The 21,671-nt window shown below is 50.0% G+C and carries 21 protein-coding genes; 7 read left to right on the forward strand and 14 right to left on the reverse strand.

Annotated features, from left to right (window positions below; genetic code table 11):
* Positions 1–91: 91 nt before the first annotated feature.
* The 4 genes from NQ534_RS08225 to NQ534_RS08240 form a co-directional block, all read right to left on the reverse strand.
* Entirely contained in the window at positions 92–853 is a 762-nt protein-coding gene (locus NQ534_RS08225; protein WP_006860711.1) for a carboxymuconolactone decarboxylase family protein, read from the reverse strand.
* 103 nt (positions 854–956) lie between these two features.
* Positions 957–1,430, reverse strand: coding sequence for a site-specific integrase (locus NQ534_RS08230; protein ID WP_006860710.1), 474 nt, complete (start codon positions 1,428–1,430; stop codon positions 957–959).
* The gene (locus tag NQ534_RS08235; RefSeq protein WP_006860709.1) at positions 1,427–1,630 is read right to left on the reverse strand and encodes a hypothetical protein; all 204 of its coding nucleotides are present in this window, start codon (positions 1,628–1,630) and stop codon (positions 1,427–1,429) included. The genes NQ534_RS08230 and NQ534_RS08235 overlap by 4 nt, the downstream gene beginning before the upstream one ends.
* Before the next feature lie 103 nt (positions 1,631–1,733).
* Positions 1,734–2,963 (reverse strand): RNA-binding domain-containing protein, encoded by a 1,230-nt coding sequence (locus NQ534_RS08240; protein ID WP_006860708.1) that lies wholly within the window; start codon positions 2,961–2,963, stop codon positions 1,734–1,736.
* 495 nt (positions 2,964–3,458) lie between these two features.
* Here NQ534_RS08240 and NQ534_RS08245 point away from each other — a divergent pair, with 495 nt between their 5' ends.
* From NQ534_RS08245 to NQ534_RS08255, 3 genes are all read left to right on the forward strand, one after another.
* On the forward strand, positions 3,459–3,686 hold the full coding sequence (locus tag NQ534_RS08245) for a helix-turn-helix transcriptional regulator (protein WP_040782033.1): 228 nt from the start codon (positions 3,459–3,461) through the stop codon (positions 3,684–3,686).
* Positions 3,683–4,000: a hypothetical protein gene (locus NQ534_RS08250; RefSeq protein ID WP_006860705.1), complete on the forward strand. Its 318-nt coding sequence runs from the start codon at positions 3,683–3,685 to the stop codon at positions 3,998–4,000. The genes NQ534_RS08245 and NQ534_RS08250 overlap by 4 nt, the downstream gene beginning before the upstream one ends.
* A gap of 158 nt (positions 4,001–4,158) precedes the next feature.
* Positions 4,159–4,299: a hypothetical protein gene (locus tag NQ534_RS08255; RefSeq protein WP_006860704.1), complete on the forward strand. Its 141-nt coding sequence runs from the start codon at positions 4,159–4,161 to the stop codon at positions 4,297–4,299.
* 69 nt (positions 4,300–4,368) lie between these two features.
* Here the strand turns inward: NQ534_RS08255 and NQ534_RS08260 are convergent, their stop codons facing one another.
* The 6 genes from NQ534_RS08260 to ftsH all read right to left on the reverse strand — a co-directional run bounded on the left by NQ534_RS08260 (position 4,369) and on the right by ftsH (position 13,073).
* Positions 4,369–5,910 (reverse strand): C40 family peptidase, encoded by a 1,542-nt coding sequence (locus tag NQ534_RS08260; RefSeq protein WP_006860703.1) that lies wholly within the window; start codon positions 5,908–5,910, stop codon positions 4,369–4,371.
* A gap of 209 nt (positions 5,911–6,119) precedes the next feature.
* Entirely contained in the window at positions 6,120–7,886 is a 1,767-nt protein-coding gene (locus tag NQ534_RS08265; protein ID WP_006860702.1) for a cobaltochelatase CobT-related protein, read from the reverse strand.
* 66 nt (positions 7,887–7,952) lie between these two features.
* On the reverse strand, positions 7,953–8,900 hold the full coding sequence (locus NQ534_RS08270) for an AAA family ATPase (protein WP_006860701.1): 948 nt from the start codon (positions 8,898–8,900) through the stop codon (positions 7,953–7,955).
* Positions 8,901–8,985: 85 nt separating this feature from the next.
* Positions 8,986–9,213: a hypothetical protein gene (locus NQ534_RS08275; protein ID WP_006860700.1), complete on the reverse strand. Its 228-nt coding sequence runs from the start codon at positions 9,211–9,213 to the stop codon at positions 8,986–8,988.
* A gap of 180 nt (positions 9,214–9,393) precedes the next feature.
* Positions 9,394–10,680, reverse strand: coding sequence for a cation:proton antiporter (locus NQ534_RS08280; RefSeq protein WP_040782029.1), 1,287 nt, complete (start codon positions 10,678–10,680; stop codon positions 9,394–9,396).
* 338 nt (positions 10,681–11,018) lie between these two features.
* Positions 11,019–13,073, reverse strand: coding sequence for an ATP-dependent zinc metalloprotease FtsH (ftsH, locus tag NQ534_RS08285; protein WP_081455565.1), 2,055 nt, complete (start codon positions 13,071–13,073; stop codon positions 11,019–11,021).
* Positions 13,074–13,444: 371 nt separating this feature from the next.
* On the opposite strand from ftsH, the gene NQ534_RS08290 reads away from it, so the two are divergent.
* On the forward strand, positions 13,445–14,929 hold the full coding sequence (locus NQ534_RS08290; protein WP_040782027.1) for a DUF1846 domain-containing protein: 1,485 nt from the start codon (positions 13,445–13,447) through the stop codon (positions 14,927–14,929).
* Between the two features lie 202 nt (positions 14,930–15,131).
* The gene (pyrG, locus tag NQ534_RS08295) at positions 15,132–16,739 is read left to right on the forward strand and encodes a CTP synthase (protein ID WP_006860693.1); all 1,608 of its coding nucleotides are present in this window, start codon (positions 15,132–15,134) and stop codon (positions 16,737–16,739) included.
* A gap of 246 nt (positions 16,740–16,985) precedes the next feature.
* Here the strand turns inward: pyrG and NQ534_RS08300 are convergent, their stop codons facing one another.
* Positions 16,986–17,654, reverse strand: a complete 669-nt coding sequence (locus NQ534_RS08300) for a class I SAM-dependent methyltransferase (RefSeq protein ID WP_006860692.1) — start codon at positions 17,652–17,654, stop codon at positions 16,986–16,988.
* A 149-nt stretch (positions 17,655–17,803) separates the two neighbouring features.
* Here NQ534_RS08300 and mnmM point away from each other — a divergent pair, with 149 nt between their 5' ends.
* Together mnmM and NQ534_RS08310 are read left to right on the forward strand one after the other, a co-directional pair.
* Positions 17,804–18,376 (forward strand): tRNA 5-(aminomethyl)-2-thiouridylate-methyltransferase MnmM, encoded by a 573-nt coding sequence (mnmM, locus tag NQ534_RS08305; protein ID WP_040782143.1) that lies wholly within the window; start codon positions 17,804–17,806, stop codon positions 18,374–18,376.
* Between the two features lie 159 nt (positions 18,377–18,535).
* Positions 18,536–18,991, forward strand: a complete 456-nt coding sequence (locus NQ534_RS08310) for a GNAT family N-acetyltransferase (protein ID WP_006860690.1) — start codon at positions 18,536–18,538, stop codon at positions 18,989–18,991.
* 55 nt (positions 18,992–19,046) lie between these two features.
* On the opposite strand, the gene NQ534_RS08315 is transcribed toward NQ534_RS08310, so the two are convergent.
* From NQ534_RS08315 to NQ534_RS08325, 3 genes are read right to left on the reverse strand one after another with little or no spacing between them, the layout of a single operon-like run.
* On the reverse strand, positions 19,047–19,925 hold the full coding sequence (locus NQ534_RS08315) for a sensor histidine kinase (protein ID WP_006860689.1): 879 nt from the start codon (positions 19,923–19,925) through the stop codon (positions 19,047–19,049).
* Positions 19,925–20,752: an ABC transporter permease gene (locus NQ534_RS08320; protein ID WP_006860688.1), complete on the reverse strand. Its 828-nt coding sequence runs from the start codon at positions 20,750–20,752 to the stop codon at positions 19,925–19,927. The genes NQ534_RS08315 and NQ534_RS08320 overlap by 1 nt, the downstream gene beginning before the upstream one ends.
* Positions 20,730–21,659: an ATP-binding cassette domain-containing protein gene (locus NQ534_RS08325; protein ID WP_006860687.1), complete on the reverse strand. Its 930-nt coding sequence runs from the start codon at positions 21,657–21,659 to the stop codon at positions 20,730–20,732. Before NQ534_RS08325 ends, NQ534_RS08320 begins: the two co-directional genes overlap by 23 nt.
* Positions 21,660–21,671 lie beyond the last annotated feature (12 nt).

Consider the following 21,671-nt stretch of genomic DNA (forward strand, 5'->3'; position numbering starts at 1 on the left):
TTACTCTGCGAACCCATTTGGGGTCAAATATTCCCAAATTTCATAGAAAAGACCGTGTCGTATTCCGAAATATTTTCTTATCCTCACAGCCCTATTTCTGGCTTTCCATCCTGGCAGCCACTTCATCGATGATATTCATGGCATTTAAGGTGCGGGGATAGCCGATATAAGGCATACACTGTTCCACTACGCTGTACAGCTTTTCCTTGTCGTTGCCCACGCCGAAGTTTCCTGCAGCATGTCCCCGGAGCTGGTTTTCACAGCCACCCTGAGCCAGAAGGAAACAGAAGGTAATCATTTCCCGCTCCTGGTCATTTAAACCGATACGGGTATAATAGTCGCCAAAGCAATTATCCGCCAGCCAGCGGTTGACATTCCGGCGCAGCGCCGGACCGTCTGTCTGTACCTTTTCCATACCTGGTCCGAACAGAGCAACCTGTTTTGCAAGTCCGGCTTCAAAACGTGTGGATTCGTCTGTTGTACCCTGGGATGCCAAAGGCAGCTTCACGCCGTGAAGCTCCATAATCTCATTTGCGGCAATAAGGAAATCATGCGTCCGCCCGATGCCGAGATAGGCTGTGGCCTGATAAATGACTTCCCTGATTGCAATGGGATCAACCCCTTCATTCAGCGCCGCATGGAGCATATTCCGAAATTCTCCCATGCCCTGACATCCCAGCAGGGCAGAGAGAATACACAATGCCCTTTCTTTTTCTGTCAGCCTGCTTGCACTTACCGTTTCGCATTGGGAAAAATGAGCCGTAATCTCCACCCATTCCGGGTCCGTCTCCTGCAGTCTGCTGTCTGCGCCATCAAATAACTTTGTCAGTTTTTCTAACATTTCGCGATTCATTTTGACACCTCACATTTCTTTCATTTTTGACAAATTGCTTCTATAATTTTCTGAAGTGAAATATTTGATACTACCGATTATATTATCCGATTGTTACAACCGGTCAAGCTTTTTTCAAGATAATCCCGTGAATTTTTTTGAAAAGCAAGGAGGATTCCATGAATTTTTTAGCCAGTTCTCCATCAACCAGTCCAATATTTTTCTTTACAATTTCATCCGTTGAATACTCCATATAATCACGGATTGTCTGAATCAAAGTACCGTTCCTATAAAATGCTTTACACAATTCTTTCTGATAGCCGTTTCCTTTAAACACATACTCATCTGTCAATATACCGGCCTTTCTGCACTCTTTCATGATTGCATTTTGAAAGCCTTCAGCAGTAAATTTCTTACCATCATTCAAGAAAAGCAGATTTTCTATATGTATACGATTTCTATCCGAATATTTCAGAACAAGCCAATGCAAGATGACAGGAACAGGGATACTTCTGGTAGTATCCGGCACCTTCATCCAGCTATGCTCATCTTTATAATACAAAACAGGCACTTTAACGGAAGCAAGTACCTGTTTCATCTATCTTCTCTGTTTTTTATTGTTCTTACGATTTCATTCAGAAGTATTTCTATCTGTATCTTTATCTTTTCATCAAGATCTTTTTCAAAATCCCAATACAATAATCTCTGGTCAGACTCTTTTTGAAATGATTGAACTACATTACCCTTGAAATATTCCGGCAGATAGAGTTTCTGTTTAAGCGGAATCTTTTTCTTCATATGTCTTGTCAAAGTGACCTTTATTTTTCAATCCATTGTCCTAATTTCCGACCGCCGATACGTTCAATAATGCCCTCTTCCTGCATTGCTTTCATAAGACGTTTTACTTTTCGTTCAGAACAGTCAATCTCCAGCGCAATCTGTTGCTGAGTTGCAATAATATCTTTTCTTCCAAAGTGCCATTTAAAGTGCCACTTAAAGTGTCATTTTGTTCTTTTGGCACTTTAGAGCTCAATAAAGGTGTAAATTTTACCATAATATCTTCTAAATGAATTTTATATTCCGGCAAAGGAACACCATGCTTTTTGCAAGCTTCACATATCTTCTCTATCCCACGTCCCCATGTTTCTACATATCCTGCCTGGAAAAATCCATTAGCAATATTAGGATTATAAGGTTGCGAACGGTGGCGTTCCATCAATGTTTCCACTGTCCAGCCTACCGGAAATACACAATCATTACTGATATACACAGCATCTTCATGAATCCGAATCTGTATCGGAACTAATGCTGCATAATTAGAATGAATAATCGCATTATATACCGCCTCCCTGACAGCCGCTTTCGGAAGCGGATATGTTTCAATTCTGGTAACATTGTCATAAGAAATCATTGCCTTCATATACTTCAGGTAAATCAATTCTATAACCCTGTCTGCCTGTATAAATAATGAGCCATGAATCTCGTCTTGATAACGCAGGTCAGAACCTTCTCCAAAATATCCAATTTTGATATACGCACCTGTAACCCATTTTTCCGGATTGCGATGAAACAAAAGAATTGCCGCACGTTTCAGTCTGCCTTGCTCAAAAAGACCAAGGCTGTCCAAAAGCTGTTCATTGCTCATATTTAAATCTTCTTCCGTCATTCGGCCGCTCCGCAGGGCCTCCCGCCTGAAAATATCAAAACTTTCTTTATCCAAATCTTCAACAGTAACTCCATCTACCGGAACGGCATCCCATTTATATCCTGTTTTAGACAATAGAAACTCTGTCAAAGCTGCTCCTCTGAGAAGTTGCTTTGTACTGCCGCTCCGATAATGATATTCTCCTTTGTAATTGACCGGATAGCTGCTCGGATTAACACAGATTTCAATATAATCCTTGTCCTCTTGTGTAAGCAAGTTAACATCCACAATGATACCGAGAATATCCCGAACTTTATTGGGGATATCTTCTAACAGCTTTTTACTATCTGGTATCCCGATAACATTTCCATTGTCATCAGTGCCAATATATATCTTGCCGCCCTGAGCATTTGCAAAACCACAGATCCATTTCAAATACTCATCACGCCAGGATTCTTTCCATTCTATATTTTGTTTTTCTGCCACGAATATCTCCTTCTTATTCCAGTTATATACATATTCAATACAAACGGGTCAAGTCTTATAAACTGATATTATTGTCTAAATCGAATATCTTATATGAAAGGCTAATCCTTTATAAGTATAACTTCTCTTTTATTCTAATATTTTATCTACATCCAAATTGCCATTATAATGCATTATTAATTCTGTCATTTTACAAATCTTTGCAGATAAATTATCTAAAACAATCTTAAATTCATGCATATTCATCTGTTGACTCACCACAAATGAGTATATCAAAATTATTTATACTATCCATAATTTTCCATCCCGTGTATATAATAATTAATAATTATACCAGATTCTTTTTCTTCTTTCTACTACTTGAACTTCATTTTTTACGATAACGATAATGTGCAAAAGTGAAAAGAATCCCGCTGACAACGAGTTTACAAAACACCAAAAATATATTATATTCATGTTTATGTGACAATAAAAAACAAGAAAGGCGGTGTACCAGTGGCAAGTAAAGACAGATACAAGTTTGAAAGTAAAATCCATATTTACCGGGCTACAAAAAGAATGACACAGCAGGAACTTGCCGATTTAGTTGGGGTATCCCGTCAAACCATTATGCAGCTTGAGCGAAACCGCTATAATCCGTCTATGCTGCTGGCATACAGTATTGCAAAGGTTTTTGATGTGACTATCGAGGATTTATTTGATTTTTCGGAGGTAGAAAAATGATTGCTTTAATAAATGAAATCATTAGCAATAGAACGTTGCTTATTGTAGGAGCGTGGTACGGATTGCCGATTACAGTTGCCTTGATTGTATTGTTCCTCATTAAATCATCACGAGATGAAAGAGGGCGTGCTATCATCGGAAAAGCAAGTATTATCGCCATGATTGTTTTTATTCTTCTTGTGAATGGATTTGCAAAACTATCTTCCCACATAACCGTAAACTATATTACAACCGCCTGTTGTATTCAATGGATTTACGATATTGTGCTTACAGTTGAAGTTGTTGCAATTCTAATCTATAAAAAACTTGAATAGCGAAAACCATTCTTGCTTGTCACTGAATCGGCGAGCAAGATTTTTTTATTACTTTTAGTATGAAATAGTTGACATTTAGAACGAAATAAATTATACTGTCCTTGTTGGCAAGGATTTATAATCTAACTTTGGTTTGCCCGCGAAAGGAGGTATAAGTAATGGAGTTGTCTACATTTATTATTTTTGCTGTAATTGTTGCATGTGGTGGCAGCTGCTCACTGGCTGGTACATGGTGGAGTAAAAAGTGGCGGGAAGAACATAAGAAAAAGAAAGAAGATAACCGTCAAAGCAATAAATAGCTAAGCAATAAAAATGCTATGCAATCGGCGAACCTTTTGCATAGCATTTATTATTCATTATATTATGTATTAATCTAAATAGCTCTTTGCCGCTACCGGTGTACGATAGTTGACGTCGGATACGATGATACCGTCTGTGGAGTTGCTCGCATGTACCACCTGACCGTTGCCGATGTACATGGATACATGACCGATGCCGTAGTCGCCGCTTCCTTCGTAGAATAACAGGTCACCCGGCTGGATGCTGCTGAGGTCTACGGAAGTACCGCCCTGTGACTGCTGTCCCGCGGTACGGCTGATGCTGACACCGTTATCCGCCATGACAGACTGTGTAAATCCGGAGCAGTCAGCACCGTTTGTAAGGCTTGTGCCGCCCCATACATACGGATTTCCAACAAACTGGAGCGCGTAATCAACAACCTGCTGTCTCAGAGAGGATGTGCCGTCTGTGGTAACCTGTGAAGCATCCAGACCTGCATCGCTGATTACCTGCTGCGCTGCTGAATCTGCTTCTACCTGTGCCTGGTACGCTGCGTCTGCCGCTGCCTGTGCATCGGCTGCCGCCTGGTCTGCTGCCGCCTGTGCCGCCGCTGCCGCGTCTGCATCGCCGGACCAGTATGCTTCGTCGGCTGCCGCCTGCGCGTCCGCCGCTACCTGGTCGTAATATGCCTGGTCCGCTGCCGCCTGGTCTGCCGCTGCCTGCGCATCATCTGCGTACTGTCCCTGGCTCTCCAGATACTCTATCCACGCCTGGTTCTGTGCTTCCCACTCTGCCTGCTGCTGTGCAAGATAAGCCTCGTACTCCGCCTCCTGCTGTGCAACCGCCGCCAGATAAGCCGCTTCCTGTTCTGCAAGGTAAGCTTCCCATGCTGCATTCTCCGCTTCGATTCTGGCTGCTTCCTCCTCAACGGATTCCGCCTGCGGCAGGTATGTCGCATAGCTTACATAATCTGCACTTACGTAACCTGTGCCGTTCTCCGTGGAAACCTTTGCCCATCCGCCAAGATCTTCTTCCAGATATACAATCTCATTTGCGGTAACCATATCGATAACATCCGCATCCGTAGATGCATCCGCACGCACCATCAGCGCCTCTGCATTTACCTGCGCAACCGGTGTTCCAACCTCTGCAACCACCTGCGCTGCTGCCTCTCCGGTAGTGAGCAGGTACTTTGCCACGTATCCCTGGCAGTTTCCGGACTGAATCAGATACCATTCGCCTTCTTCGCCAAGAATCGTTGCCGCATTGCAGTCATACAGCTTTCCGACGATGTCGGATTCCGTACTCGGCTCCGTGCGGATATTTATGTAAGAATCCTCCCCTGTCTGAGCAACCGCAATCGTATTTACCAGACTCTGCGCTGCTTCTGTCTCTTCTGCCGCAGTCTCCTCTGCCGGAGCTTCCGCCGCATCTGTCTCTTCTATGGTATCAGCCGCCTCTGTCTCCTGCGGCGCTTCTGTCTCTTCTACACTTTCCAGGGAAACAGAACCGATGCCTACAAGTGATTCCCCGGCCGCCATCGCCGCCATACCAGATATACCAACCGTCATGCTTCCCGCCAGGAAACAGGCTGCCGCTTTCATCACATGTTTTTTCATTCCCTTATTCATTGCTTATCTAACCTCCAACTATCTATCCCTCAAGTTATTACGAAATTGTTAAATTTATTACGTTCACATCTTAACATATATTACATTTCATGTCAACACCAGATTAAAATTTTTTTAAGAAATTAAAAATCCGGGGATTCCATATATTATAAATACTGGAATTTCCCGGATTTCATATTCTATTGCTTTATATAATACTTTTGTAATAATTAGACCTGCTCCTCCAGCAGTTTCTGCAGATAGCGGCTGACGATTGCTGAGAAATTCCGGATATCGCGGATATAGGCGAAATCCTTTCCAAAAATCTTCTTTTCCGCGGCAAGGTCCTTTTCTTTTCCGGCAAACACGCCAAGCACATACAGCCCGGCGTTCCGCAGCCTGCGCACCTCCAGAGCCGTATCCTGCACCGCATACTCTCCGCAGTAAATCGCCGGATTGCGGCTGTTCGGGCGGTTTACAATTACATCGTTCGGTCTGCCGTCACTTAAAATAATCAGTATTTTGTTCTCTTCCTCCCGCTGCGCCAGCGAATCCGCCGCCGCCCGGATGGCAAGCCCGTCGCGGTTGTTGGCGGAGGTGGTATAAGAAAAAACCTTCTCATCATCCTTCGCAGGCGCGTCGTATTCCCGGTACCGCTGCATCACCGTATAATCCCAGAAGGTGCAGAACCCCGTCACGCGGTGCGGAATATTTACATTGCTGAGCGCACGGCTGATGATATACGCCTGGAGCGCCACCTGGCTCTGCCGGTCACGCTGAGAACCGCTGGCGTCAATCAGCACGTCCACCACATACTCCGCATTGTTCTGCCGGATTTCCCGGTCAAACAGCTTTCCGCTCTCCGTGCGCCCGACTCTCCACAGGCGGTTCGGCACCACGCGCCCGAACTGCGCCCGGATCACGTCCGCCTCGCTCTGAAGCGTCAGCGCCCTTTTAAGGCTCGCCATCATCACGTCGATATTGCGCTTCACCACGCTTTTGCTGTTGTGCCAGAGCAGCCGGTTGCGGTCCGCCTGCTTCTTTGCGTTCACATACTGGGCATTGACCAGCACCGGATTTTCCAGAATCCCGTCCGTATAATACAGGCTGCAGTCCGCGTGCGCTCCCGTACAGAGCCGCCGCGTCAGGCGCTCCTGCTGCGCTTCGTTTAAGTAAGACCGTCCAAAATTCAGCTCCATATAGCTGTGCATCCGGGCAATCGCTTTTTCATCCAGCACGACTATCTTTCTGCCGTTCCCGCGCTGCTTTTCCGTCTCCTCCTGCAGCTCCTCCAGCGAAGTGACCTGCCGGTTGACATTCTCCAGGAACTGCTCCATCACAGATTCATAAGTGTCCTCATCCAGGAAATCCTGCCAGCCGTCCCGGACAATCTCCTCCAGCTCCGCTGCGAGCACATGCGCAAGGTCGCCGTGCTTACGCACAAAGCTCTTATCGATAAACTGGTTATAAATCCAGTCAATCCTTTGGATAATTTCCATCGTATCCGCCGCCTGCTCCAGCTCATACAGCACGTCCTTTACATCCTGTATGCGTTTTTCATCGCGCCCTTTTCCATTTAAAAAATCGCGGATGAAGGATATTTTCACCCTTCCCATAAACGACTGGTTCATCCGGTGATACTCATGCTCCAGCATCGCCTCAAACGCTTTTTCGCGCACCTGACGCACACCGGGGCGCTCCGCCGCGATTCGCGGATAGGACGCTGCGTCCGCGCAGAGCTGCGCAATGCTCATCAGCGGAGCCTCCTCCGCGCCGTAATAGCGTTTTTTCAGCAGATACATGCCGAGCGCGTCCGCATCAAAATATCGCGCGAAAGCTCCCTGCTTGATGGCATCGTAGAGCGCAAGATATTTATTTTTCGCAAACGCCTCCACATCGGGCTTCACCTTCAGCGAATAATCGCCGCTGACTGTCCACATCATGTTTCTGATGCGGTTTTCAATCTCCACCCGGTATTCTTCTATATCATAATTCATAGCATTCCCCGATATCACATAAGCTGTACGGCAAAGACACCGTTCCTGTTTCAGGCTCCTTCGCCGTCATATCTTCCGCACGCCTTCAAAAACCTCGCTGCTCTCCCAGCCCTCCGGGATACGCGTTTCCAGAATATCCTCAATCATATCGCGCTCAAACACGTCAAAGCTTTTATTTACCATGCCCATGCGCAGTGCTGCCGCCGGGGAAAGACCCGCCCGGATAGTACGGATTGCACCAATCAGACCGCGCAGATCCAGCGGCTTTGTAGAAATTTCATTATGTGACGCCTTCAGCTGCAAATCCATAAAGAAACCGGCAAGCTGCAGCAGCCCTTCTCTTTTTGCATCCGGAAAAATATCTGTCAGAATATCCAGCAGCGTCTCCTCCTTCATCGGCGGCATATCAATCACCATAAAGCGGGAGACCAGCGCTTCATTAAGCTCCTTTGTCCCGGCATAGCCGTAGTTCATGGTGCCGATGAAACGCGCCGCATCGTGCAGCACAATCCGCTCATAGCCCGGCACATCAATCATCCTCCGGTAATCCAGCGCCGCGTGAAGCACAGAGACAGCATCGTTTTTCGCCATATTTATTTCGTCAAAAATGCCGAAGCCCCCGTATACCGCGCAGTCGTACACCGGTCCGCGCCGCAGGCAGACCTCGTTGTTGCGGAAGGTATCCGTGCCGATCAGCGATGCGCTGTCCGTATTAATATTGAAGGAAATATTGTAGACCGGCCGCCCGAAAGCCCAGGCAAGATTTTCCGCCAGCACGTTTTTTCCGGTCGCCTTGGTGCCCGACAGCAGAATATTTTCTCCCTGCAGCAGCGCCGTCGCCGCCATTTCAAAAATTTCCTTTCCGTAAAAGCGGATTTCCGGGCGCATGACTCTTTCACTCACCGCCGCCTCTACCGGATATTTTTCTCTGAATGCCGCGATGTCCTTTAAAAGAGCTTCACTGACGCCCTGCTCACGGTATAATTCCAGAATATCACTCATGTTTTTCTCCATTCTCTGTATAATGCCGGGGAGCACCCCCCAAAACTCGGATGTCTTCGGATTGCTGCGCGCTGCGCATTTCCGCGATTCTGCATCATCAGATTTCTGTAAAAGACATCCTCTGATGAATCCCGGAGGTCATAATGTCATATATGATGGTGCCGTTTTCCAGGACACTTTTTTCATAAGTAACCTCCTTGCCGGCAAATTTCTTCTTCACATATTCTTCTGTGTCCGCAATCTGAATCTCGTCGATAAAAACATCGCGCATCTGATTGTTGGAGCACAGATTAAAAATTTCCCATACAACTTCGTATTCCTTCATGTTCTGTATCCCCCGCCTCCATAACTTTCGTTCTGCAATCCATCCGGCTACGATCCGGACCTACAGGACCTGCCACCGGCAGCTTCCTTCGGATGCATGGCAACAGAAAACCAGCCTCTGCTGCAAGCTGCCTGTCTGTCCGCGTCCGCCCATAACCTTCTGCGCACGGACAGCTCTATGCTACCGCTCGTGACGCTCTCTGCCGGTGTTGACGCGCTTGACGACCTCCGGCTTCACGGAGATTTCGCCCGCCTTTGTGAGTGCAATCTTGGTAAACATCGGTCCGACCAGCTCATAAATCAGAACGGCGAAAAGGGTGATGTTCCGCACAAGAATCCCCTGCTCACCCATCGTCTCCGTCGCTGCAAGCGACATGCCGAGCGCGACGCCCGCCTGCGGCAGCAGCGTAATTCCAAGATATTTCACAATCTTATCGTCACACTTCATCAGCTTCGACCCAGCAGAAGCGCCGATATATTTTCCAAGCGAACGCACCAATACGTAAACGATGCCCACGCCGACAATGGCAACATCTGTGAACACGCTGAATTCCAGCTCCGCACCGCTGAGCACAAAGAACAGGATAAAGACCGGGGCGGTCCACTGGTCCGTCTTGCTCATCAGCTCTTCCGAGAAATTACACATATTGCAGAATACCGTGCCAAGCATCATGCAGACAAGCAGGCTGGAAAAACCGACCGTCATTCCGCCTATGTTCAGCTCCAGCATGGAAATCGCCACCGCGAGCAGCACAAACGTCAGACAGATAGAAAGACGTTTACTGTTCGAGTAGAAAAATTTCTCGCAGAAGGTGAGCACCGCTCCCAGCGCTGCACCCAGTGCAAGTGAAAAAATGATTTCCAGAATCGGAGCCAGCAAAACCGATGCCAGATCAAAATGTCCCATATTGATTGCTCCCGCAATCCCGCTGAATATCGCAAACGCCGCCAGCGCAATAGCATCGTCCAGGGCGACAATCGGCAGAAGAATATCCGTCAGACTTCCCTTTGCCTTATACTGGCGCACAACCATCAGAGTCGCGGCAGGCGCTGTCGCCGTGGCAATCGCGCCCAGCAGAAGCGCCGCCGGAAGCGAAAGCTTATCCCCCAGCACCATATGAAGCAGAATCATCACAATCGTTACAAGAAAGGTGGCTGTCAGCGCCTCAAAAAAGGCAACCACCGTCGCCTGTCTTCCGGTTTTCTTCAACTGGGAAAGCCGGAATTCATTTCCTATGGAAAACGCAATAAAGCCGAGCGCCACCTCTGATATAATCTTGTACTCCACCACATTTTCATTGGAAACAAAGCCCAGCCCCCGGATGCCGAGACGTCCCAGGCAGTACGGTCCTATCAGAATACCGCCCACCAGATAGGCGGTAACAGCCGGAAGCTTTAACTTCTTCACAACACGCGACATTAAAAGACCTGCAAGCAGGCAGACCGACAAAGCAAATAATTGTTCCATACTCTCTCTCCTCATATTCAATCAGTGTAAACGCAGCAGGCAGGAGGATTTCCACTCTTTTGGAGCCAGCATTCCGCAGCGGTCTGCGGCGCATCGTGCTTTCGACATCCAGGCCTGTATGGAGCATCCGGGCCCGTGTGCTGCATCCGTTCCTGTACGCTGCATACGGTCCTTCGTGCCGCATCCGGTCCGAATATCTGCCCCATGAACGGACAGGAAAAAACAGGACACCCTCATGCCATGTACTTTCCAGAACCAAGCATATCAGCTTTTGGTTTGAAATGCAAGACATAAAAGGGCGTCCCTTTCATTACATTATAAATGATTTCAGCAAAAAATTATTCGTCCTGTGCGTTCGTCTCCGGCGTATCCTCCGAAACCGGTCCGGCAAGGCTGATGACGCTGCCATCCGCCGCGCTCTGCTGGTTTTCTGTTTCCAAAGCTTTCGCCTCTGTCTCATCCGGAGCGGAAGTTCCGATTGCCCGCGTTTCGTAAATCGGCGTCACGCCGGCCGCTTTTCTCTCCGCCGCTTCCTTCTCTACCTGATGGAAAATATCCATAAATTCTTTTCCGGTGATCGTCTCCTTCTCGATTAAGAAATCGGCAATCTTATCCAGCGCTTCTCTGTGCTCACGCAGCAGGCGCAGAGCCTCCTGGTAAGCCTCTTTGATAACGCGCATAACTTCTTTGTCTATCTCGGCAGCCGTCTGATCGCTGCAGTTTAAAACATTTCTGCCGTCCAGATACTGGTTTGCCGGTGATTCCAGTCCGACCATTCCGAATTTATCGGACATACCGTACTGGGTAATCATCGCCCGCGCCAGCCTGGTCGCCTGCTCGATATCGTTCGCCGCGCCGGTCGTCACACTGTTAAACACAATTTCTTCCGCCGCGCGTCCGCCCACGCATTCTACGATGCGCGCCTGGATTTCCGCCTTTGAATTTAAGAATTTTTCCTCCTCCGGCACATTCATGACGTAACCAAGCGCACCCATCGTGCGCGGCACGATCGTAATCTTCTGTACCGGCTCAGAATCCTTCTGCAGAGCGCTGACAAGCGCATGTCCCACCTCGTGGTAGGAAACGATGCGGCGCTCCTCCTGGCTGAGAATCTTGTTTTTCTTCTCCTTACCTACCAGAACGACCTCCACTGACTCAAACAAATCCTTCTGGCTGACGGCACTTCTGCCATTCTTTACGGCGAGGATGGCCGCTTCGTTAATCATATTTGCCAGGTCAGAACCAACCGCGCCCGATGTAGCAAGTGCAATCGCCTCCAGATCCACGGTATCATCCATCGACACATTTTTCGCATGAACCTTCAGCACGTCCACACGCCCCTTCAGATCCGGCTTATCGACAACAATACGGCGGTCGAAACGTCCCGGACGCAGAAGCGCCTGGTCCAGAACCTCCGGACGGTTGGTCGCCGCCAGAATCAGAAGACCGGAAGCGGAATCAAAACCATCCATCTCCGCAAGGAGCTGGTTCAAAGTCTGCTCGCGCTCATCATTTCCGCCGAAATGACTGTCACGGCTCTTACCGATGGCATCGATTTCATCAATGAAAATGATACAGGGAGCGTTTTTCTTTGCCTCCTCAAACAGCTCGCGCACACGCGATGCGCCGACGCCGACAAACATTTCCACAAATTCCGAACCGGAAAGCGAAAAGAACGGCGCATGCGCCTCCCCGGCAACCGCCTTTGCAAGCAGCGTTTTACCGGTACCCGGCGGGCCCACAAGCAGCGCGCCCTTCGGCAGCTTGGCGCCGATTTTGGAATACTTTCCGGGATTCTCCAGGAAATCAACGACTTCCTGCAGCGATTCCTTTGCCTCATCCTGTCCGGCAACGTCCTTAAACGTAACGCCGGTCTCCTTCTGCGCATACACACGCGACTTGTTCTTTCCGATGCCCATCACACCGCCGCTGCCGCCCATCTTGCGCATGGCAAACGCCATAATCACCCAGATAAATACCAGCGGAAGCATAAACGTCAGAATACTGTAAATGATATCGGCTGTCATGTCGGGAATTTCCTTATTAAAGTCCACTCCCGCATCCAGAAGCTTTTCCGCAAGCTTCGGGTCATCGACAGCTCCGGTATAATATGTGACGCCGCGCACCTTAGGCGTAATCACATACTGTCCCGACTGTATCTCCACGCTTTTAATCTGGTCGTTCTCCAGCATTTCCATGAACTTATTATAGGTAATTTCCTGCGTCGTCGTGCTTCTCGACAGGGAGTTGAACATTCCTATAATAATCAGGGTAACCACTGTCACAATCAGAAAAATCATAATCGTCTGATTATTTTTCGGCGGCTTATTGCCGTTATTCGGACCGCCGCCCGGACCATTCGGACCCTGACCACGATTCTGGTTATTATCCATTTTTTCCTCCTTGTATATAAAACTCTTCAAAATCTTTTTGTAAATCTCCCCACATAAGTATAAGGATTCTCCACCCAGAAATCAATATTCACTTTCAAAAAAGATTCTGCAATTTCTAAAATCTTTCTAAAAATCCGACAAAAAGAGCTGGAAATGTGGCGCGATATGATATATCATGTTCAAGTAGGCATCAAGCCGTGCGAAGACGGTGACACAACCGACCGGTATGCTTGCATAACCGGGCGGAAGTGGCAGCGGCTTCATAGGGCGCAAGCCCGTGAGCGAAGAAAATCGCAGATTTTCTGAACCTGCACGGCTTCCTCATGGCAGCAGCACACAACTTTACCAGAATATAAAGGATGACAGCGATTATGAACATTGGATTTGACAACAACAAGTACCTGACGATGCAGTCGGAGCACATCCGTCAGCGCATCAGTCAGTTTGGCAACAAGCTTTATCTGGAATTCGGCGGCAAGCTCTATGACGATTACCACGCTTCGCGCGTGCTTCCGGGCTTTGAGCCGGACAGCAAGCTGCGGATGCTGATGCAGCTTGCCGACCAGGCAGAAATCGTCATTGCAATCAGCGCCGTAGATATCGAAAAAAATAAAATCCGCGGCGACCTCGGCATCACATACGATTCCGACGTGCTCCGTCTGATTAACGTATTCGAGGAGCGTGGTCTGTATGTCGGCAGCGTCGTTATCACGCAGTACGCCGGGCAGAGCGGCGCCGATTTATTCCGCAGCCGTCTGCAGAAGCTCGGCATCCGCGTTTACACGCATTACGTCATTCCGGGCTATCCGAGCAACATCCCGTTAATCGTCAGCGACGAGGGCTACGGCAGAAATGATTATATTGAAACCTCCCGTCCCCTTGTGGTCGTGACGGCTCCGGGACCCGGCAGCGGTAAGATGGCGACCTGTCTTTCGCAGCTTTACCATGAGCACAGGCGCGGCATCCGGGCGGGTTACGCCAAGTTCGAAACCTTCCCCATCTGGAATATCCCGCTGAAGCACCCGGTAAACCTCGCTTATGAGGCGGCAACCGCCGATTTAAACGATGTGAACATGATCGACCCGTTCCACCTGGAAGCATACGGAAAAACAGCCGTAAACTACAACCGCGACGTGGAGATTTTCCCCGTGCTGAACGCCATCTTTGAAAAAATTTCCGGCGTCAGCCCCTACAAATCCCCCACTGACATGGGTGTAAACATGGCGGGAAACTGCATCTGCGACGATGAAGTCTGCCAGGAAGCCTCCCGTCAGGAAATCATCCGCCGCTATTACCATGCGCTGAGCGAGCTGGCAAGCGGCTCCAAGCCGGAGGATGAGGCAATTAAAATCGAGCTGATTATGAACCAGGCGGGCATTTCCAAAAACGACCGCCGCGTGGTGGGCGCAGCGCTCGCACGCGCAGAGGAAACGGACGGTCCGGCGGCTGCAATGGAGCTTGCAGATGGAAAGATCGTCACCGGAAAGACCTCGGAGCTGCTCGGCGCTTCCGCGGCGCTTCTGCTGAACGCGCTCAAGGAGCTGGCGGGCATCCCCCACGAGGAGCATGTGATTTCCCCGGTCGCCATAGAGCCTATCCAGCGGCTGAAGACGGCATACCTTGGCAGCAAAAATCCGCGTCTGCACACGGACGAGGTACTGATTGCGCTCTCCATCAGCGCCGCCACCAGCAAAACGGCGCAGCTTGCGCTGGAGCAGATTCCAAAGCTGGCAGGCTGCCAGGTACACACCACCGTCATTTTGTCGGCGGTCGATATCAAAACCTTCAAGCGGCTTTCGGTGCAGCTCACCTCTGAGCCTGTTTACGAAAATAAGCGTCTGTATTCAAAAAATTGATTAGCATAATCGGAACTGCTCATCAAAAACAATGAAAAAAAAGTTTTCATTTATCATAAAATCGGTTATAATGCAATCGGATTTGTTTGTGCACAATGGGGTGCATCTTCCATTCTCAAGGAGATGCACCCTTTTTACATGATGTCCGGGTTAAAGACCATTTGCCCCGACATCTTTAAACGGATTTAAGGAGGAAAGGAACATGTCAGTAAAATACGTATTTGTCACCGGCGGCGTGGTGTCCGGTCTTGGGAAGGGCATTACAGCCGCTTCTCTCGGACGTCTTCTGAAAGCGCGCGGGTACAATGTCACCATGCAGAAATTTGACCCGTACATCAATATCGACCCCGGCACGATGAACCCCATCCAGCACGGCGAGGTTTTTGTAACCGACGACGGAGCCGAGACGGATCTGGACCTTGGACATTACGAGCGCTTTATCGACGAAAGTCTGACCCGTAATTCCAACGTCACCACCGGCAAAATCTACTGGTCGGTTCTGCAAAAAGAGCGCCGCGGAGATTTCGGCGGCGGCACCGTACAGGTGATTCCCCATATCACAAATGAAATCAAAAGCCGCTTTTACCGCAACTACACCTCTGATGAAATGCATATCGCCATCATCGAAGTGGGCGGCACGGTCGGCGACATCGAGAGCCAGCCGTTTCTGGAGGCGATCCGCCAGTTCCAGCACGACGTCGGACGGGAAAATGCGATTCTGATACATGTTTCCCTCATTCCCTATATTAAGGCATCCGGCGAAATGAAAACAAAACCGACCCAGACCAGCGTCAAGCAGCTCCAGGGCATGGGTATCTGGCCGGATATTCTGGTCTGCCGCTCCGAACTTCCGCTGGAAGCGGGCATCAAGGAGAAGATTGCCCTGTTCTGCAATGTTCCGGTTTCCCATGTTCTGCAGAATCTCGATGTAGAATATCTTTATGAAGCCCCGCTCGCTATGGAGGCGGAGCATCTGGCGCAGGTGGCGTGCGAGTGTCTCAACCTGCCCTGCCCTGAGCCAGACCTTGCCGACTGGATTTCTATGGTCGAGGCGCTGCGCCATCCGACGCAGGATGTCACCGTGGCTCTGGTCGGAAAATATACACAGCTTCACGACGCCTACATCAGCGTGGTGGAGGCACTGAAGCACGGCGGTATCGCCAACTCCGCCACCGTCCATATCAAGTGGATTGATTCAGAACTGTTAAACGAAGAAAATACAGAAGAAATGCTCGGCGACGTAAGCGGCATTCTTGTTCCCGGCGGCTTCGGCGACCGCGGCATCGACGGAAAAATTGTTGCCATCCATTATGCGCGCACGCATGGCGTCCCCTTCCTGGGACTGTGCCTCGGTATGCAGCTTGCCATCGTGGAATACGCCCGCAATGTGGCAGGCTTAAAGGATGCCCACAGCATCGAGCTGAATCCCGCCACCACGCATCCGGTCATTGCGCTGATGCCGGACCAGGACGGCGTTGAGGATATCGGCGGAACCCTCCGTCTCGGCTCCTACCCCTGCGTGCTGGATACCAGCACGAAAGCGTATGCGCTGTACGGAACGGAAACCATTCATGAGCGCCACAGACACCGCTACGAGGTAAACAACGACTACCGCAAGATTCTGACCGAAAGTGGTCTGACGCTCTCCGGTCTTTCCCCGGATGGGCGCATCGTGGAAATGATTGAGCTGAAAACGCATCCGTTCTTTGTGGCGACCCAGGCGCATCCGGAACTGAAATCCCGCCCCAACCGCCCGCATCCGCTCTTTAAAGGCTTTATAGCGGCGGCACTGGAAAATTCCGCACAGTAGCGGCGCCACCATTGCTGTGCACATCAGCTCAGACACCTGCCGCGCCGTTGCTGTACTCACCATCTTCAGATACCTGCCGCACCGTTGCTGTACATACCAGCTCAGACATCTGCCGCGCCGTGAAACCAGTCCTGCGCGTCTGAGGCGCGGCGCCACCCTTCCGGAATTACCGGGCAGGCGACACTCCCCTGTCCGGTATATCCCGGTATCTTTTCTAAATCGCTTCCCGGAAATCAGAAAAGCTGTCTATTTTCTTCCTATCAGCATTTTGGAATTTTCAAGCATCATCAAAACGGCACGCTTTTCCGAACCAAAAATCAGCTCAGACGTGCTTACAAGACGCACATCCTGGTATCCCATATCCTTCAGCTTCTGTACAAAGTCCTTCATATCCGTATACATCCTCGGTTTCATAGAATCATGCAGAGCAAAAACGCCGCCCTTTTTCAGAACACGCAGACTCTCCAGAAGCAGCTCATGCTTATCGGAGCCCGTAATATTATGATAAACATAGTTGCTGACGACAGCATCAAAGGTTTCGTCCGGAAATTCCAGCTTATTCGCATCGCCCCGCTGAAATACGCACCTGGAACCGACACCCTCCAACCGGGCATTTTTCTCACAGAGTTCTTTGCTGTAATTATACATGGAGCCCCAGTAATCGACCCCCGTAACCTTTGCCTCCGGCCACGTCTTCGCCGCGCGGATAGCAAGCGCTCCCGAACCACAGCCCACCTCCAGCAGTTTTCCTTTTCCGTCATATTCCAGATAGGAAAGAATCGTCTGGTGCACCCGGTCCATCATCCCGCCTCCTCCAAACGCATACTGCTTCCGAATCCATGCCATCCACAAAAGCAGCGCGGCAAGCGCAACTGTCGCAATCACAATCAAGAGCTTGCCTGAATTTTTCTCCATAACCGTTTAGCCCTTGTTTCTGTTCATTCCGTTCACAACAACCGATCATCTGGCGCATGACAGACAGAGTCCCGGCAGCAGGGATTTTTCCCTTGCCGGTTTCTCCGGGCAGGAGTATAATCCTCTTATTAAACAGACAGGAGCAGCTTATGTCACAAAATCAAAATTATCAGATTACCGCATGGTGCCAGCGCATGATGCGGGAGCATATACACGAGGGTTCCCTCTGCATCGACGCAACGATGGGAAATGGAAATGACACGCAGTTTCTCTGCACCCAGGCGGGCAGAAACGGAAGCGTGCTCGCCTTCGACATCCAGCCCGCCGCGCTGGAACATACAAAGGAGCGCCTTGCACATGCACTTCCCTACTGTAATTATCAATTAATTCTGGATTCCCACGAGCGCCTGGACGCCTACGCGGCGCCGGAGAGCGCCGACTGCATTGCCTTTAACCTCGGCTACCTTCCCGGCGGCGACCATACGCTTGCCACAAAGCCCGGCTCCACCCTCACCGCGCTGGAAAAAAGCCTCTCGCTTCTGAAAAAGGACGGACTTCTCTGCATCTGCATTTACAGCGGCGGCGACACCGGCTTCGCGGAAAGAGACGCCGTGCTCTCCTGGCTGCAGACGCTGGATTCCCGAAAATATCTGGTACTGCTGACGCAGTATTATAACCGCCCGAATAACCCGCCCATCCCAGCATTTGTAATCCGGCTGTAAGACGTGGCGTCCGCCCCGTTAATTTTCCACACCATCCTTTACTCATTGTCCTCTGCGGCAAACTGAGTGCTGACTATTTACTAAGATATCCTGGGTCAAATTCCCAACACGAATTGGGTTGCATCATAGAAATTAGCACATAAAAAGGAGATTACGTAAATGAATATTGAATATAAAACACTTACAAAAAAAGAACTGAATACTTTTATTGACATGAGGATAAAACAACTTCGAGAAGAAGGGGCTAAAGAAGAAATTGATCTGGTTCCCGCATTGAAAGAATATTATACTCGCCATATGGCAGATGGAACATTTGTATCCTGGCTTGCTTTTGATGGAGAAAAAATTGTCGGGACAAGCGGGATGTCATTTGTGGAAAAACCGCCCTATTTTGGATGTCCAAGTGGAAAAATAGGATTGTTATCCAGTATGTTTACTGATCCGGAATATAGAAGAAAAGGTATTGCAAAGGAACTGTTATCCCGTGTTGTAAATGATGCCAGGGAATATGGATGTGGAACGATACAGATTACAGCGTCTGATATGGGTGTTAAATTGTATACAGATTTTGGATTCATACATAATGGTAACTTCATGCAATATCAGCTTTCTTAACAAGGGCAGCCTTTCGGGACGCTTTAACAGTAAACCGGACGAAAACCGGGCGTACCTACAGCTTCACTGTAACACGCAGGCAGCCCTCCGCATAATCCGTGCGGAGGGTTCCTTTCATTTCTTCTGTCAGCGTCTTTGCGATGGAAAGACCAAGTCCGGTCGCTTCTCTGCCGCTCTGCACGGTATAGAAGCGCTCCGACAGATGCTCCGCCTGCAGCCCGTCCAGACCGGAGGCGTGATTTTTAAAAACAATCTCGCCATTCTCATAAAGTGTGACCGCCAAATCGCCGTCGCTGTATTTCGCGGCATTGCTTACAATATTGGACAGCACACGCGCCAGTGCGCGCCCGTCCAGGATGCGTTTTACCGGCTCTTCGGGCATCTGTATCCGCGGCTCTATCCCCTTTTCCTTCAGCGCGCCGTAATAACCGGCAATGCATTCCTCCAGCGCAGCATTTAAGGAAATCTCTTCTTCCCTTCCGGAATCCTCCGCCGCGATCACCGAGTAACGGAACAACTCCTCCATCAGCTCCTTTAAAGCCGCCGCGCGGTTTTCCACAATCAGCAGATATTCCCGCGCAGTTTTCGACATTTCCTCCCGCTTCAGCAGCTCCAGATACCCGCAGATTGCCGTCAGCGGCGTGCGCAAATCGTGTGACATATTTGTAATGGCAGTCTGCAGCTCCTGGTTGCCCTGCCGGAAGCGCAGCTCCTGCCTGCGCAGATTCCGAACCTGCACATCCATCTGCGCCGCCAGCCTCCGCACATACCGGTCCGATGTGGAAACCCGCAGCCCGACATTCGTATCCTGCCGCAGGCGCTCTTCAAATTCCCGGCAGAGCCCGTCCACCGCCCTGTGCAGAAAAATCAGCCTCGCCGCCAGAAGCATTACCATCATTCCCAGAATCATACACACAATATAAAGCACTTTCATCACCTGATATCCTTATTTTTAAAGCACCAGAAGCCCGCAAAATTAATCACCAGAATCCATCCCACGGAAATCGCCGCCATGCGCACCGGATTCACCACCATCCGCTGTGCAATCTCCAGGCATTGCCCGTAAGGAATCAAATCAAGCAGCCAGTAAAATACCTCCCGCAGCGTGCCGCTCAGATAGTTGGGATTCGGTTCCATCATGGCGTCCTGCACGCCGTCAACCGTCATCAGCATCCCCTGTATATACTCCGGCTCCGACAGCCGCGCGATTACCCATGCGCCTGCCGCCAGCACCGCAAAGGCAAGCACCATACAGATAATGGCGGTATACGATTTGCGGTCGCAGAGTATGGCAATCATATGATACAGCGACGCGTAGACAAGCACATTCAGAATGCTCTCCGCCAGCAGGCAGGCGAACATGGCGCCGCTCATTTCCATTTTGTCAAACATCGGTATGCCAAGCGCCGCGATTGTCAGAAATCCCACCGCCAGCATCGCCGCTGCCGCCGCCGCACAGCTAAAAAGCCCTGCAAAATAAATACCGCCGCGCGTCTGACCGGTGATGATTTTGTTGCGGATAGTGCCGTCGCTGTACTCCGTCCCGATAAACAGCGCGCAGATTACCGCCAGCAGAATGCCGGGCGGATGTACGACAGAAAACAGCACGCCATCCAGCGTATACGTTTCCTCCCACTTCACCATGCTCCGGTACTGTGACACACATAGCATAACCATAAACAGCACTTCTGCGAGCAGCATTCCCCAGAAGATTCTGCTTTTTTTCAGTCTTCTCAAATCAGCACGAAAAAGTCTGCTCATTTCTGCCACCTCCCACCAGCCGGATATAATAGCTTTCCAGATTCTCATCGCATTCTGTCATAGAACGGACACTGCAGTTTTCCTCCGCCAGCAGAAGCGTCAGCTCCGTCACGCCGACCTCCCCGTAGATTTCCGCCTGCGTATCGGAGAGAATGGCATATTCAAGCTGCAGCTTATCCAGCACATGCGCCAGAGGCCGTGTATCGCTCACTTCCGTGCGGATGCACTTGCGGCAGGCTCTCTCCAGCTCCTGCGCCGACAGCTCCTTCACCAGATGCCCGTTATCAATAAAGCCGTAATGAGTGGCAAGCCGCGCCAGCTCGTCCAGAATATGGCTGGAAATCAGTACGGTAATCTGCCGCTCGCGGTTCAGCTTTAATATCAGCTCCCGCATTTCGACAATCCCCTGCGGGTCCAGTCCGTTTACCGGCTCATCCAGCAGAAGAAAGTCGGGGTTCCCGGCAAGCGCAATGGCTATGCCGAGCCGCTGGCGCATTCCGAGCGAAAAATTCTTCGCCTTCTTCTTCCCGGTGTTCTCCAGACCAACCAGCCGCAGAAGCTCCCGGATACCGTCAAACGACGGGCGTCCGATAATCGTATACTGCTGCTTTAAATTGTCCTCCGCTGTCATGTCAAGATATACGGACGGCGTCTCCACCACCGCGCCCATTCTTCTGCGCGCCTGGCAGACTGCGCGGTCCGCGCCCGAAATCCCGTAAATGGCATAGCTTCCGTCCGTCGGCTTCTGCAGGCCGCAGATAACCCGTATCAGCGTCGTCTTGCCCGCCCCGTTTTTTCCGACAAGTCCGTAAATCGCGCCCTTCGGCACATGCATGGAAAGATTATCCAGCGCCTTATACTGTCCGTATTTTTTCGAAAGGTTCTCTGTGCTTAACACATATTCCATCTGGGTACCTCC

The sequence above is a fragment of the Marvinbryantia formatexigens DSM 14469 genome, from assembly GCF_025148285.1.
GTDB lineage: Bacteria > Bacillota > Clostridia > Lachnospirales > Lachnospiraceae > Marvinbryantia > Marvinbryantia formatexigens.

What these genes read in the sequence shown, in the direction of transcription:
- NQ534_RS08225 (WP_006860711.1), bottom strand. Translation starts at nt 853, where the DNA reads ATGAATCGCGAAATGTTAGAAAAACTGACAAAGTTATTTGATGGCGCA.
- NQ534_RS08230 (WP_006860710.1), bottom strand. Translation starts at nt 1,430, where the DNA reads ATGAAACAGGTACTTGCTTCCGTTAAAGTGCCTGTTTTGTATTATAAA.
- NQ534_RS08235 (WP_006860709.1), bottom strand. Translation starts at nt 1,630, where the DNA reads ATGAAGAAAAAGATTCCGCTTAAACAGAAACTCTATCTGCCGGAATAT.
- NQ534_RS08250 (WP_006860705.1), top strand. Translation starts at nt 3,683, where the DNA reads ATGATTGCTTTAATAAATGAAATCATTAGCAATAGAACGTTGCTTATT.
- NQ534_RS08255 (WP_006860704.1), top strand. Translation starts at nt 4,159, where the DNA reads ATGGAGTTGTCTACATTTATTATTTTTGCTGTAATTGTTGCATGTGGT.
- NQ534_RS08260 (WP_006860703.1), bottom strand. Translation starts at nt 5,910, where the DNA reads ATGAATAAGGGAATGAAAAAACATGTGATGAAAGCGGCAGCCTGTTTC.
- NQ534_RS08265 (WP_006860702.1), bottom strand. Translation starts at nt 7,886, where the DNA reads ATGAATTATGATATAGAAGAATACCGGGTGGAGATTGAAAACCGCATC.
- NQ534_RS08270 (WP_006860701.1), bottom strand. Translation starts at nt 8,900, where the DNA reads ATGGAGAAAAACATGAGTGATATTCTGGAATTATACCGTGAGCAGGGC.
- NQ534_RS08275 (WP_006860700.1), bottom strand. Translation starts at nt 9,213, where the DNA reads ATGAAGGAATACGAAGTTGTATGGGAAATTTTTAATCTGTGCTCCAAC.
- NQ534_RS08280 (WP_040782029.1), bottom strand. Translation starts at nt 10,680, where the DNA reads ATGGAACAATTATTTGCTTTGTCGGTCTGCCTGCTTGCAGGTCTTTTA.
- ftsH (WP_081455565.1), bottom strand. Translation starts at nt 13,073, where the DNA reads ATGGATAATAACCAGAATCGTGGTCAGGGTCCGAATGGTCCGGGCGGC.
- NQ534_RS08290 (WP_040782027.1), top strand. Translation starts at nt 13,445, where the DNA reads ATGAACATTGGATTTGACAACAACAAGTACCTGACGATGCAGTCGGAG.
- pyrG (WP_006860693.1), top strand. Translation starts at nt 15,132, where the DNA reads ATGTCAGTAAAATACGTATTTGTCACCGGCGGCGTGGTGTCCGGTCTT.
- NQ534_RS08300 (WP_006860692.1), bottom strand. Translation starts at nt 17,654, where the DNA reads ATGGAGAAAAATTCAGGCAAGCTCTTGATTGTGATTGCGACAGTTGCG.
- mnmM (WP_040782143.1), top strand. Translation starts at nt 17,804, where the DNA reads ATGTCACAAAATCAAAATTATCAGATTACCGCATGGTGCCAGCGCATG.
- NQ534_RS08310 (WP_006860690.1), top strand. Translation starts at nt 18,536, where the DNA reads ATGAATATTGAATATAAAACACTTACAAAAAAAGAACTGAATACTTTT.
- NQ534_RS08315 (WP_006860689.1), bottom strand. Translation starts at nt 19,925, where the DNA reads ATGAAAGTGCTTTATATTGTGTGTATGATTCTGGGAATGATGGTAATG.
- NQ534_RS08320 (WP_006860688.1), bottom strand. Translation starts at nt 20,752, where the DNA reads ATGAGCAGACTTTTTCGTGCTGATTTGAGAAGACTGAAAAAAAGCAGA.
- NQ534_RS08325 (WP_006860687.1), bottom strand. Translation starts at nt 21,659, where the DNA reads ATGGAATATGTGTTAAGCACAGAGAACCTTTCGAAAAAATACGGACAG.